Here is a 12957-nt window from a genome sequence, read left to right as displayed (position 1 = left end):
TGGCGTGGACCTACAGCGGGGTCAGATCCAGGAACGGATCCGACCGCGTGGTAACCACAGCGGGCCACGTATCAATCCAGCCCTCCATCATCCAGGCTGATGATGCCGCGCCGCAGCGCCTGGGTGACCGCATGCGTGCGGTCGCCGACGCCGAGCTTGTCCATCAGGCTCTTCATGTGCGCCTTCACGGTCTGTTCGGAAATCTGCATGCGCTCGCCGATGCGCTTGTTCGACAGTCCGCCTGCCACGTGCCGCAGTACCTCGGTCTCGCGCGGTGACAGGCGGTCTTCGATCACATGCGCGGCGATGCTGGCGGCCACCGCTGGTGGAATCGGCGCACGGCGGCCTCCGGCCACCATGCGGATGGTGTCGACCAGTTCGTGACGCAGCATGTCCTTCAGCAGGTAAGCACTGGCCCCCGCCTGCAGGGCCCGCACTGCGCGCACATCGCCGCGGTAGGTGGTCAGCACGATGATGCGCGCGCGTGGGTCGAGTGCACGGATCCGCACGATCGCCTCCACGCCATCCAGGCGCGGCATCTGCAGGTCCATCAGCACCACGTCCGGCTGCAGCTGCTGGTAACGCGCGATGGCTTCCTCGCCATCGGCGGCCTCGCCAAGCAGGCGCAGATCGGCCTGCGCGCCCAGCAGTGCCGCCAGTCCGTCGCGCAGCAGGGGATGGTCGTCGACCACCAGTACGCCGATCGGGGAAGGGAATTCAGTCATGCTCGGGTCTGCTCCAGGGCCAGCGCCACCGGGGCGCGCGGCGGTGATACAGGCGGCGTGCGGGAACCGCCAGCGCTACTTCGGTACCCAGTCCGGGGCGGGTCCACAGCTGCAGCTCGGCCCCGAGCCGCTGCGCACGCTCACGCATCCCCTGCAGTCCCCAATGGCCGTGTCCAGCGTCTTCATCGGCGATGCCGACACCGTCATCCCGTACGTGCAGCAGGAAGCAGCGCGTGCCATAGGACAGTTCCACTTCAATGGCACTGGCGTTGGCGTGGCGCAATGCGTTGCGGATGGCCTCGCGACCAATCAGGAACACTTCCTCCGCGGCATCGGCCTGCAGTGGTGGCGTTGCGCCTTCAACGGTAAGGCGCAGTGGATTGGTGCCATGCCCCGCGTACTCGGCATGCACATCGGCCAATGCCGAAGCCAGGTCGCGACCGGCGAACGGGCCGTCGCGCAATGCGTTGACGCGTTCGCGGCCCTCGGCCAGATTGCGCTCGGCCAGCTGCATCGCCGACTCCAGCTGGCCGCGCACTGCTTCTGGCGTCTGCGCGGACTGGCTGATTGCATGCAGGCGCAGGATCAGGCCCTGGCTGCCCTGCAGCAGGGTGTCGTGCAGGTCGCGTGCAATGCGTTCACGTTCGCCATTGCGCTCCTGCAGGCGGGCGCGGAACAGCGCGGCGAGCTGGCCACTGCGGATGCGCACGGCCAGCACGAGCAGCGCCAGCACGGCGGCCACGCACAGCAGCTTGAACCACGCGGTCTGGATGAAGGTGGGCGCGATGCGGAAGCTGCGGCTGGCCGGGACCGTGCTCCAGATGCCGTCCTCATTGGCGGCTTCCACGTCGAAGCGATAGCTTCCCGGCGCCAGATTGGTGTAATAGGCGCGGGTGCTGCTGCCTGCATCCTGCCAGCCGTCATCGACGCCGGACAAGCGGTAGCGATAGCGGTTGCGCTCCGGGCGGGCCAGTGAAAGGGCCACGTAGTCGATCTGCAGCTGGCTGGTGCCGGCCGGCAGGCGCAGGCCGTCCCGCAGTGGTTGCTGTTCGCTGCCGTACAGCACGTCGCCGATGCGAACGCTGGGTGCCAGCGTGTTGACGTGCGAACGCGTGGTGTCCAGCCAGGCCAGGCCCTGGTTGGTTGCCAGCCACAGAAGACCGTCGTCGGCCAGCGTGGCGGTGGCGATCGGCCCGCTCTGCAGGGCGATGCCGGGCATGCCGTCCACCGCATCGAACAGGCGGGGCGTCACCTGCTGCCCTGCCTGCAGTGCCCGCCGCAGCAGGCTGCTCTCAAGACGCACCAGGCCACGGCTGCCATTGAGCCACAGATGCCCGCCCGCATCGGCGACCATGCCGGTGATGCCTTCGAGGACGCCGGCCATGTCGGTGCGCACTGCAACGAAGGGCCCCTCGCCGATGCGTGCGGCGAGTCCGGCTTCGCCGGCTACCAGCAGCAGGTCCTGATGCTGCAGCAGGGCGGTCACCGGCCCTACCGAAAGCCCCTGCGCCACGCCAAAGGTCTCGATGGCCGTCGTGCCCATCCGGCGCACGCGACCATCGGCGTAGCCGAGCAGCAGCTGGCCATCGGCGTCCAGCGCCAGGGAGGAACAGGCCTGCTCGGGCAGGCGACTCGCGCGCTGCCATTGCCCGTCCCGGTAATGCAGCACACCGCGTTCGCCCGTGCATACCCAGGCCTGCGTCTGGTCGGGAAACAGCAGGGCGTGCAAGGGTTGCCCGGTGAACGGTGCGGGCAGCGGAATCAGCGTGGTACGGCCTTCGACAGTGCGCGCAAGATTGACCCAATCGAACTGCCAGATCGGCGCAGGTGCCTGCCGCGCCGCAGCCTGCAGCTGTGCGGCGCTGCCTTCCAGCAGGGAGCGCCGCAGGTCGTAGGGCTTGAGGTCTTCACCGTAGCCGTACACCCGTCCGTCAGTGGTGCGCACCAGCGAGCGGTAGGGATCACTGGGGCCGACCGCCAGGGTGTGCACGCTGCGCGCGCGGAAACGGTTGAGGCCAAGATTGGTACCTACCCAGAGGTTGCCTTCTCGGTCGGCGATGATCGGCACCGCCGAGGTGGCAGTCAGGCCGTGCGGTGAATCGAAGCGCTCCATGCGCACGGCTCGGGTGCCGTCGAAGGTGACCCGGGCGACGCCTCCATGCGGGCTCATCGTCGCCCACAGCGCGCCGTCGGTGGTGAACTGCATGCGTGCAGCGACCAGATCGGGCAGGCGCCGCGCCTCACGTTCGGGCCCGGCGAGCAGCCCATGTGCGTTTGCCAGGGGCGAGGCGCCACGGACGCGGTCGGCCAGCCACACTTCACCCTGCGGGTTCTCCACCAGTGTTGCCATCTGCGAGACGGCGATGCCGGTATCAATGAAGGCCGCCTGGTGCGGTCCGCGCATCCATATCTTCAGATCGGCCAGTACCCAGAACGTGCCACGGCTGTCATGCAACACCCATTGCACGCGGTGTTCCGGCAGCCCGGCGGAGGCTGGCGGGGGTTGCCAGCGCCGGCCATCGAACCAGCGCAGCCCACCATTGATCGCTGCCCAGAGGCGGCCCTCGCGGTCCTGGCTGAAGTGCGGCACCACGCCGACCGGTACGCCCTGTTGCCGACCGTAGTTGTGCAGTTGGCCGCGTGCGAGTTGGCTGATGCCGGCCTGGAAGTAGCCGATCCACATTGCGTCATCGCGCCCGACTGCCAGGGTGACCATGTTGGTGGACGGGAAGCTGCTGCCCGGTGGTGGCGCCTGGCGTTCAAAACGGCGGCCGTCGAAGCGGTACAGGCCAGAACCGGTCGCCAGCCACAGCAGTCCATCACGGTCCTGCGCAATGTCCCATATATCGCCAGGCGCACCCTGGCCGACCCGCCATGCGGTGTGCTCGTAGCCGGGCAGCCCGCTGCTCAGCGCCGGACGCTGCACGGCGAGCGCGGGCAGGGCGGTCATCAACAGCAGGCACGTCAGCAGCGCCGGCAGGCGACGCAGGAACGGGAAGGGGCGGCCACGCATGGTGCGCATTCTGGCAGGTGCGGGGCAGGCCAGGGTGACCCGAACGGGGTAGGCGGCACGCGGCCCCTTCCGGTATCACGCCGGCATGCCCCGTGGAGCCCGGCCATGCAGCGCCTGTTCGTGATGTTTCCCGACCGTGGCCCGGGCGTCGGCCTGCTGTGGCTGCGCCTGTGCGTGGCGGCCGCACTTTGCGTGCCCGACATGCCAGGGGGCTGGTTGTCGGCCTTGTGCCTGCTGGCCGTGGCGATGCTCGCACTTGGTGTGCTGACGCCACTTGCGGCAGTGATGGCGGCCGCGGGTCTGTCCACGTTACCCGGGCCATGGCCACTGGCGTTGCTGCCTCTGGCCCTGCTGGTGCTGGGGCCGGGCGCCTATTCGCTGGACGCACGGCTGTTCGGTCGCCGCGTGATCGGCCGCCGGCCTCCCCCATTCGGGTAGGTGCTGGCCTCGACCGACGGGGGTAGGGCATCGCGCAGGCGCCCCGCACCATGGGCCACCCCCTCGCGGCGTCCTCGATGGCCACCGTTACTCCACAGGAATCCCCCGCTGCGTCGCTGGCACCGCAGCAGGTCGCAGCATTGCAGCGTGCATTGCGCTATGTCGATGAACACCTGTCGCAGCCGCTGCGGGTCACCGAACTGGCGGCCGCCGCCTGTGTCAGTCGCTTCCATCTGGTGCGCCTGTTCCGCAGCGGTACTGGTGCCAGCCCGCTGCGTTATGTACGCCGCCGCCGAATCGAACGTGCGCGCCAGCTGTTGTCGGCCCGGCATCTGCCGATGTCCTGCCTGGCGCAGCAGCTCGGCTTCTTTGACCAGAGCCATTTCGTCCGCAGCTTCCGCGCAGAGACGGGCTGCAGTCCCGGCCAGTACCTGGCCGGTGATGCCGCCCTCCTGCTCCCCCCAGACCTTGATTCCAACGGAGTCCACGCATGAACCTTGCCACCGCCACGCCCGCCCCGTCCCTGCTGTCACCGACCGACCATGCGCTGGTGCTGATCGACTTCCAGTCGCAGATGGCGTTTGCCACCCACACCATCGACATCTCCGCGCTGCGCAACAACGTGTCCCTGATCGGCAAGGGCGCCAAGGGCTTCAACGTGCCGGTGCTGCTGACCACGGTGGCGGAAGCCTCGTTCTCCGGCCCGATGTTCCCGGAGCTGCCGGCGATCTTCCCGGGCCAGCCAGTGTTCGACCGCACCTCGATGAACACCTGGGAGGACCAGCCGGTGATCGACGAGATCAACCGCATCGGCAAGCGCCGGTTGGTGATGGCCGGGCTGTGGACCAGCGTCTGCATTGTCGGCCCGGCCCTGTCGGCACTGGCGCAGGGCTTCGAGGTGTATGTGATCACCGATGCCTGTGGTGATGTCAGCGAGGAAGCACACGAGCGCGCGATCACCCGCATGGTGCAGGCCGGCGCGGTACCGATGACCAGTGTGCAGTACCTGCTGGAGCTGCAGCGCGACTGGGCACGCAGTGAGACCTACGACCTGACCACCGGCATCGCACGCGATCACGCCGGTGGCTACGGCATCGGCATCCAGTACGCCAAGCGCATGTTCGGTGCGCAGGAAGGCGGGCACTGAGCATGCTGGCTGGCCATGGCCTCGACCTGGCCCTGTTGATGCTGCGCGTGGCCGCCGGAGGTTTCCTGCTGCCCCACGCGCTGGGCAAGCTGTTCGGCTGGTTCGGCGGCCCGGGGCTGTCCGGGTTCGCCACCGAACTGCGCGGCTTCGGGTTGCCGTCGGCAGCGCCCTTGCCGCTGCTGCTGGCGTTGACACAGGTGGCGTCCGGCCTGGCCGTGCTGCTCGGCTGGCAGACCCGTATCGCCGCGCTCGTGGCAGCGGCCTTCATCGGCTTCACCGTACTGTTGGCCCTGCCCAAGGGCTGGTTCTGGATGCGCGGCGGCAGCGAGTACCCGTTGATGTGGACCACGGTGCTGCTGGCCCTCGCGCTGGCCGGTCCCGGTGCCTGGGCGCTGGACGGCCAACGCCTTCCGGGAGATATCGCATGAGTCACGATCCACTCGACCACGGCCGCCGCAACGTGGTGCTGGCCAGCGGCGCTGCCGTGGCGCTGGGCCTGGCCGGCCGCGCCGGTGCCGCACTCGATTCCACTTCCAAGGAGCGTCGCATGAGCACGCTGGTCATCCGCAATGCCCGCATCACCACGCTTGATCGTCAGCAGCCGCACGCGCAGGCGCTGGCCGTACAGGAAGGGCGTATCGTCGCCGTCGGCAGCGACGCGGAGATCATGCGCGACTGGGGCAACGAAGCGACCCTGATCGACGCGCAGGGCCGGCGCCTGCTGCCCGGCCTCAACGACAGCCATACCCATCTGATCCGTGGCGGCCTGAACTACAACCTGGAACTGCGCTGGGATGGCCTGCGCTCGCTGGCCGATGCGATGGCGATGCTGAAGGCGCAGGTCGATCGCACGCCAGCGCCGCAGTGGGTGCGCGTGGTCGGTGGCTTCACTGCCGCGCAATTCAACGAGAAGCGCCTGCCGACCCTGCAGGAGCTCAACGACATCGCACCGGATACGCCGGTGTTCCTGCTGCACCTGTACGACCGCGCGCTGCTCAACCGCGCCGCGCTGCGCGCCTGTGGTTACAACAAGGACACTCCCGATCCGCCGGGTGGTCAGATCGTGCGTGACTCGCTGGGCAACCCGACCGGGCTGCTGCTGGCCAAGCCGAACGCGCTGATCCTGTACGCGACGCTGGCCAAGGGGCCGCGCCTGCCGATCGAGTACCAGGCCAATTCCACGCGCCACTTCATGCGTGAGCTGAACCGGCTTGGCATCACCTCGGTGATCGATGCCGGCGGCGGCTTCCAGAACTATCCCGAGGACTACCAGGTCATCGAGCAGCTGCACCGCGACGATCAGCTGACGGTGCGCATCGCCTACAACCTGTTCACCCAGAACAAGGGCAAGGAAGTGGATGACTTCCGCGGCTGGAGCGAGATCCTGCAGCCGCGGCAGGGCGATGACCTGCTGCGCCACAATGGTGCCGGGGAGATGCTGGTGTTCTCGGCCGCCGATTTCGAGCTGTTCAACGAACCGCGACCGGAGCTGCCACCGGAACTGGAGCCGGAACTGCACGACGTGGTGAAGCTGCTGGTCGAGAAGCGCTGGCCGTTCCGCATCCACGCCACGTACGACGAGAGCATCAGCCGCATTCTCGATGTCTACGAACAGGTCAATCGTGAGGTGCCGTTCGATGGGCTGCACTGGTTCATCGACCATGCCGAGACCATTACCCCGCGCAACATCGAGCGCATCCGTGCGCTGGGTGGCGGCATCGCGGTACAGCACCGGATGGCCTACCAGGGTGAAGCCTTCGTCGAGCGCTACGGCGTGCAGGCCGCGCGGCACACGCCGCCGGTGAAGCGGATGCTGTCCGAGGGCGTACCGGTGGGCGCGGGCACCGATGCCACCCGCGTGGCCAGCTACAACCCATGGGTGGCGCTGTCCTGGCTGGTGACCGGGCGCACCGTCGGTGGCCTGGCCCTGTATGGCGAGGAAAACCTGCTTGAACGCGAGCAGGCGCTGCGCCTGTGGACCCAGGGCAGCGCCTGGTTCTCCGGCGACGAGGCGGTGAAGGGCACCCTGAAAGCCGGCCAGCTGGCCGACTTCATCCTGCTCTCGGCCGATTTCTTCCGCGTCGACGACGCGCAGATCGCCGACATCACCAGCATGCTGACCGTGGTCGGTGGCCGCATCGTGCATGCCGACGGCGACTACGCAGGCCTGGCGCCGCAGCTGCCGCCGGCGATGCCCAACTGGTCGCCGGTCAACAGGTTCGGTGGCTACCATGTCGGCGGTGCCGCCACCGGGTTGGCAGCTGCGCACCGCCACCATCACGGCGTGGCCTGCAGTACCCACGGCGCGCACGGGCATGCCGCGCAGCACGCGGCGCCGACCAGTGACCTGACCGCGTTCTGGGGCGCAATGGGATGCTCGTGCTTCGCGTTCTGAGCCTGGCGTTGCTGGCCACGCCCTCGCTGGCGCTGGCCTGTGACAGTGGCCGCTGCAGTGACGTGGGCGACGGCCAGCTGCAGTGGGACGCGTCGCTGCGCGTGCGCGGGTTGTATTACGACCCGACCCGGTTCGGCATCGGCGGCAGCGAGGATGGCTATGGTCTGCTGCGTGCGTTGGCGTCGGCCACGTATGCCTGCGATGACTGGCAGGCGAAAGTGCAGCTGGGTGTCCACGGCGAAAATGGCAGGGCGGGCGGCCCAGGCCGGACCGACCGCAGTGCGCTGGACGTGCAGCAGGCGTACTGGCGTTGGCAACGCGCCGGTTTCCACATGCAGCTGGGACGGCAGGAGGCCGGCTATGGAAGCTCACGGTTGTTGTCGGTTCGCGATGGCCCGAACATCCGGTTGGCCTTCGATGGCGCGCGGGCGGGCTGGAAGGGGCGGCTCGGCACGCTTGACCTGATGGCCCTGCGACCGGTGGAGAACCGCCCGGGGGCGTTCGATGATCGCGGTGAGTCCGGGGCGCATCTGTGGGGGGCCTATGCCACCACAGCGCGCGGCCGCTGGCCCGGGCAATGGGACCTGTACCTGCTCGACTACCGTCGCGACGGCGCGCGTTTCGCCGCTGGCTCCGGCAACGAGCGCCGGCAGACACTCGGCGCGCGCTGGTTCGGCCAGGCCGGTTCACTGGACTGGAACAGCGAGCTGGTGGTGCAGGGCGGTGAACTGCGTACCGCTGCCGGCAACCTCGACATCCGCGCCTGGACGCTGGCGACCGATACCGGCTGGCGCTGGAGCGATGTGGCGCTGCAGCCGCGCCTGGGGCTGAAGGCCGACATCGCCAGCGGCGATGGCGACCTGCACGATGGTCGATTGGGCACGTTCAACGCGTTGTTCCCGAAATCGGCCTACTTCAGCGAAGCGAGCCTGCTGGCGCCGGCCAACCTGATGGACGTTCAGCCGACCCTGTCGCTGCGCCTGCACGACGCGGTAACGACGGAGCTGGGCGTACAGATGGCCTGGAAGCATCGTCGCGCCGATGCGGTCTACACCACGCCGGCACCGCTGGTGGCATTGCCGGGCAGTGCCGGTGGTGCGCGCCGCATCGGCACCCAGTACAAATCCGAAACGCGCTGGCAGGCCAGCGAACACTGGCAATGGCAGCTGCAGCTGGCCTGGGTCGACGCCGGTCCTGCTCTGAAGCAGGCCGGTGGCCAGGACACGTTGTTCGCCTCGATCGTTGGAGCATGGCAATGGTGAACGCAAGCACGTCGCAACCTCCCGCACAGGCCGCAGGGGCCTGGTCCCCGCTGAAGATCCAGATGTTCCGTTCGATCTGGCTGGCCATCCTGGCCAGCAACATCGGCACCTGGGTCAATGACGTGGCCGCCGCCTGGGTGATGGCCGAACGCACCGGTTCGCCGCTGATGGTGGCGCTGGTGCAGTCGGCCACAACGGTGCCGATCGTGCTGTTGGCACTGGCGGCCGGAACGCTGGCCGACATTGTCGATCGCCGGAAGTACCTGTTGGCGACACAGGGGTGGATGCTGCTGGTGGCGGCGGTGATGGCCGCACTGACGGCGATGGACATGCTGACCCCGCAGCTGCTGGTGCTGTTGACCTTCTGCATGGGCTGCGGTGCGGCAATGGCGATGCCGGCGCAGGCGGCGATCGTGTCCGAGCTGGTGCCGCAGCCGATGCTGGCCTCGGCGGTAGCCTTGAACTCGATCGGCATCAATATCGCGCGTTCGATCGGCCCGGCCATTGGGGGCGTGATCGTGGCGCAGCTGGGCGCGGTGTGGGCATTCGGCTTCAATGCCATCACCTTTGCCGCGATGCTGTTCGTGGTGTGGGGCTGGAAGCGTGATCCGAAGCAGTCCAGCCTGCCACCGGAAGGCTTCGGTGCCGGCTTGAAGGCGGGCCTGCGCTACGCCAGCCGCGCTGGACGGCTGCAGGCGGTACTGATCAAGTCGGTGGGCTTCTTCTTCTTCGCCGCGGCGATGAACGCGCTGCTGCCGGTGGTGGTACGCGGCCAGATGCAGGGTGGAGCGGGGCAGTACGGCATGCTGCTCGGCTGCATCGGTATCGGTGCAGTGGGCGGTGCGCTGCTGCTGCCGAAGCTGCGCGCGCAGATGGATCGCGACCTGCTGGTGCTGCTGGCCACGCTTTCGCTGGCGCTCAGCCTGGTCGGGCTGGCGCTGACCCGCAGCTGGTACGTGCTGCCATTGGTGATGCTGATCAACGGTTTTGCCTGGATCACCGTGCTGTCGTCGCTGCAGATTGCCGCGCAGACGGCAGTTCCCGCATGGGTACGTGCGCGTGCGCTGGCGTTGTACATCATGGTGTTCTCGGCCGGCATGGCGGCCGGCGGACTGAGCTGGGGCGCGCTCGCACAGCGTACCTCGCCGGAGCTGGCATTGCTGGTGGCTGCCGCAGGCGCGGTGATCGGGGGGCTGCTGGTGTGGCGCGTGCGCATCGCCGGTACCGAAGAGCTTAATCTGCGCCCGGCCGGGCACTGGCCGGCACCGGAACTGTCGGTGCCGGTATCAAACGATCGAGGTCCGGTGCTGGTCACCATCGAGTACCGCATCGACGATGCAGATCGTGCCGCGTTCCAGGCGCAGATGCGCGCGTTGGGAACGATCCGTCGTCGCGATGGTGCGGTGGTCTGGGGCGTGGTCGAGGATGTGGCCAGTCCAGGCATCCACCTGGAGTATTTCGTGACCCCGTCGTGGCTGGAGCACCTGCGCCAGCACGAGCGCATCACCGCTGATGACAAGGCAATCCAGGAAGTGCTGCGTGGGTTGCATCGCGGTGAGCGTGCCCCGGTGGTGCGTCACTTCGTGGGTGGGCATGACCCGCTGCCGAAGACCGGGGTACCGCACCACCACAGCGATATCTGAGCGGCCCCTGGTAGAGCCGGCCGCTGGCCGGCTGCACAGATCGCGATGAATTGATCGTGTTGCCGGCCAGCGGCCGGCACTACCGAAGGGGCGGCGGCGCTATGGGGCGCCGCCGCGGTACGTCACTTGCGTGCGAACGCGAGCAGGTCGGCGTTGAACTGGTCGGCGTGGGTGACGGTCAGGCCGTGCGGGGCACCGGCGTACACCTTCAGCTCGGCGTCCTTGATGATCTGCGAGGACAACCTGGCCGAGGCATCGAACGGCACGATCTGGTCGTCATCGCCATGCAGCACCAGTGCCGGCACGTCGATCTTCCTGAGGTCTTCGGTGTAGTCGACTTCCGAGAATTCGTGGATGCAGTCGTACTGGCCCTTGACGCCGCCGAGCATGCCCTGCAGCCAGAACGAATCCCGCATGCCCTGGGTGACGCTGTTGCCGTCGCGGTTGGCGCCGAAGAACGGCGTGGTCAGATCCTTGAAGAACTGCGAGCGGTCGCCGCCGGTACCCTTGCGGATGCCGTCGAACACCTCCAGCGGAGTGCCGGCCGGGTTGCCGGCGGTCTTCAGCATCAACGGCGGCACGGCGCCGACCAGTACCACCTTGGCCACGCGCTTGCTGCCATGGCGGCCGATGTAGTGCGCCACTTCGCCACCACCGGTGGAGTGGCCGACCAGGATCGCGTCCTTCAGGTCCAGCGCCTCGATCACCGCCGCCAGATCATCGGCGTAGGTGTCCATGTTGTTGCCGTCCCAGGTCTGGCTGGAACGGCCGTGGCTGCGGCGATCGTGGGCGATCACGCGGTAGCCGTTCTGGCCCATGAACAGCATCTGCGGGTCCCAGGCATCGGAGGACAGCGGCCAGCCGTGGGCGAACACGATCGGCTGGCCGGTTCCCCAGTCCTTGTAGAAGATGCGCGCGCCGTCGGCGACGGTGACGAAGTTGCTCATTGCGGTTTCCTTGGCGGAAGGGAGGGACGGCGCCGGCGGATATGCCGGAACCGTCAGCAGTACAGCGCACGGCCCGGTGAGTGGCTTGCACGGCTGTGCTGGATTGACCGGGGTGTGACGCGTATCGCTCTGGAACCCGGCGGCTTCGGCGCTGACGATGATGGCCGTCCTGTCCAGGAGCGTGCGATGTCGAGAGTACGATGCAGCCCACTGTTGTGCCTGCTGCTCGCCGCAGCGGTCCACGCGCAGACCAATGTCTACAAATGCGTGGACGGTCCGCATCCGGTCTATCAGCAGACACCCTGCCAGGGGCATGCGGAATGGCGGTGGGAGGTGCCGGAGGAGCAATCGCTGTCGCGCGGACCAGTGCCAAAGCCGGCCAGGGCGGGCAGCGGGGTGTTGGCGCCACCGCGCACCGTGCGCTCGCGGCGGGCGCAGGCCGCGCTGATACCCATCAATACGGACCCCAGGGCCTGTGAACGCGCACGACAGCACCGCGGGGAGGTGCTGGCCAGGAGCAAGCGCCTGGACTTCGTGCAACGCCGTCAGCTGGACGACGCGGTGTACGACGCTTGCCGCTGAGCGTGGTGGCTCACGAAAGGCCGAAAACGACAACGGCGCCCTGTGGCGCCGTTGTGCGTGGATGCAGAAGGCCGGGCCTCAGCGACCGTCGCTGGCGGGAGCCGGTGCCGGCGAAGGCACGCTGTCCGGCTTGGGCAGGCTCAGTTCCGGGTTGCCCTGTTCGGCCTGCAGGATCTGGATGCGGCGCTGCAGGGCGTCCAGCTGGCTGTTGGTGCTTTGCACGTCGGTGCTGAGGCTGACCGCCTGCTGCTGCGCCTGCTGCAGGGCGGCGCTGACCTGGGCCGACTGCGCCTGCTGCTGTTCCATTTCCTGCTGCAGGGTGCGCAGGCGTTCCTCGTTGTACGCCACCAGGCGCTCGGTGTAGCGCTTGCCGGCTTCCAGGCGGGTGGTATCGATGTAGACCTGGGCCAGCTGTTCGGACTGCTGGGCAAAGGTACGGTAGACCCGCTCGGCGTTGTCGACGGCATCGGTCTTGATTACCCGCCAGAAGTTCTTCTCCTGGAACAGGGCGACGTAGTAGGTCAGGGTGTTGGCGTTGAACAGCAGGCTGGCGCCGTAGTTGCCGTTGTAGGTCGTGCGCAGCTCGGTCAGCTGGCGCGAATCCATCAGCTGCTTGAGCTCGTCAACGGTGTTGCGCACCACCGGCGCGCTGCGTGCGGCCGGCTCTGCGGCTGCCTCACGGTCGCCACGGGCAGCCATCGCCGCCGGTGCCACCAGCATCATGGCCACGGCCAGCAGTGCCGCGCCGCGCGCGTGCCGGGCGAAGACCGCGCCCCCTGAAGTTTCTCGCATGTCTAGACCATCC

General features: G+C 68.0%; 12 protein-coding genes. 8 read left to right on the top strand and 4 right to left on the bottom strand.

The window, feature by feature from the left end; all coding sequences use genetic code 11:
* Nucleotides 1-71: 71 nt before the first annotated feature.
* Both QP552_RS12365 and QP552_RS12360 read right to left on the bottom strand, forming a co-directional pair.
* A complete protein-coding gene (locus QP552_RS12365; RefSeq protein WP_106549478.1) occupies nt 72-725 on the bottom strand; it encodes a response regulator transcription factor in 654 nt (217 codons plus the stop codon).
* On the bottom strand, nt 718-3747 hold the full coding sequence (locus QP552_RS12360; protein ID WP_286073746.1) for a sensor histidine kinase: 3030 nt from the start codon (nt 3745-3747) through the stop codon (nt 718-720). Before QP552_RS12360 ends, QP552_RS12365 begins: the two co-directional genes overlap by 8 nt.
* Nucleotides 3748-3843: 96 nt before the next feature.
* On the opposite strand from QP552_RS12360, the gene QP552_RS12355 reads away from it, so the two are divergent.
* From QP552_RS12355 to QP552_RS12325, 7 genes are all read left to right on the top strand, one after another.
* Nucleotides 3844-4176: a hypothetical protein gene (locus QP552_RS12355; protein ID WP_106549480.1), complete on the top strand. Its 333-nt coding sequence runs from the start codon at nt 3844-3846 to the stop codon at nt 4174-4176.
* Nucleotides 4177-4226: 50 nt separating this feature from the next.
* Nucleotides 4227-4670: an AraC family transcriptional regulator gene (locus QP552_RS12350; RefSeq protein ID WP_106549481.1), complete on the top strand. Its 444-nt coding sequence runs from the start codon at nt 4227-4229 to the stop codon at nt 4668-4670.
* Nucleotides 4667-5323, top strand: coding sequence for a hydrolase (locus QP552_RS12345; protein ID WP_111111929.1), 657 nt, complete (start codon nt 4667-4669; stop codon nt 5321-5323). Before QP552_RS12350 ends, QP552_RS12345 begins: the two co-directional genes overlap by 4 nt.
* Nucleotides 5324-5325: 2 nt before the next feature.
* Nucleotides 5326-5751 (top strand): DoxX family protein, encoded by a 426-nt coding sequence (locus QP552_RS12340; RefSeq protein ID WP_286073745.1) that lies wholly within the window; start codon nt 5326-5328, stop codon nt 5749-5751.
* 119 nt (nt 5752-5870) lie between these two features.
* Nucleotides 5871-7718 (top strand): amidohydrolase, encoded by a 1848-nt coding sequence (locus QP552_RS12335; RefSeq protein WP_286075935.1) that lies wholly within the window; start codon nt 5871-5873, stop codon nt 7716-7718.
* Nucleotides 7697-8980: an alginate export family protein gene (locus QP552_RS12330; RefSeq protein ID WP_286073744.1), complete on the top strand. Its 1284-nt coding sequence runs from the start codon at nt 7697-7699 to the stop codon at nt 8978-8980. Before QP552_RS12335 ends, QP552_RS12330 begins: the two co-directional genes overlap by 22 nt.
* Nucleotides 8974-10623: an MFS transporter gene (locus tag QP552_RS12325; RefSeq protein ID WP_286073743.1), complete on the top strand. Its 1650-nt coding sequence runs from the start codon at nt 8974-8976 to the stop codon at nt 10621-10623. The genes QP552_RS12330 and QP552_RS12325 overlap by 7 nt, the downstream gene beginning before the upstream one ends.
* A gap of 122 nt (nt 10624-10745) precedes the next feature.
* Here QP552_RS12325 and QP552_RS12320 read toward each other — a convergent pair whose 3' ends face one another.
* Complete coding sequence (locus QP552_RS12320) at nt 10746-11570, bottom strand: alpha/beta hydrolase (protein WP_286073742.1); 825 nt, start codon at nt 11568-11570, stop codon at nt 10746-10748.
* Nucleotides 11571-11756: 186 nt separating this feature from the next.
* Here QP552_RS12320 and QP552_RS12315 point away from each other — a divergent pair, with 186 nt between their 5' ends.
* Nucleotides 11757-12152 (top strand): hypothetical protein, encoded by a 396-nt coding sequence (locus QP552_RS12315; RefSeq protein WP_286075934.1) that lies wholly within the window; start codon nt 11757-11759, stop codon nt 12150-12152.
* Nucleotides 12153-12230: 78 nt separating this feature from the next.
* Here QP552_RS12315 and QP552_RS12310 read toward each other — a convergent pair whose 3' ends face one another.
* Nucleotides 12231-12944 carry a DUF2968 domain-containing protein gene (locus QP552_RS12310; protein WP_286073741.1) on the bottom strand — a complete coding sequence of 238 codons (714 nt, stop codon included), beginning with the start codon at nt 12942-12944 and terminating at the stop codon, nt 12231-12233.
* Between the last annotated feature and the right edge of the window lie 13 nt (nt 12945-12957).

Source organism: Stenotrophomonas sp. 59 (assembly GCF_030291095.1).
Taxonomy (GTDB): domain Bacteria; phylum Pseudomonadota; class Gammaproteobacteria; order Xanthomonadales; family Xanthomonadaceae; genus Stenotrophomonas; species Stenotrophomonas maltophilia_Q.
The sequence above is the reverse complement of the archived record's forward strand: the minus strand, read 5'-3'. Positions and strand labels throughout refer to the sequence as shown.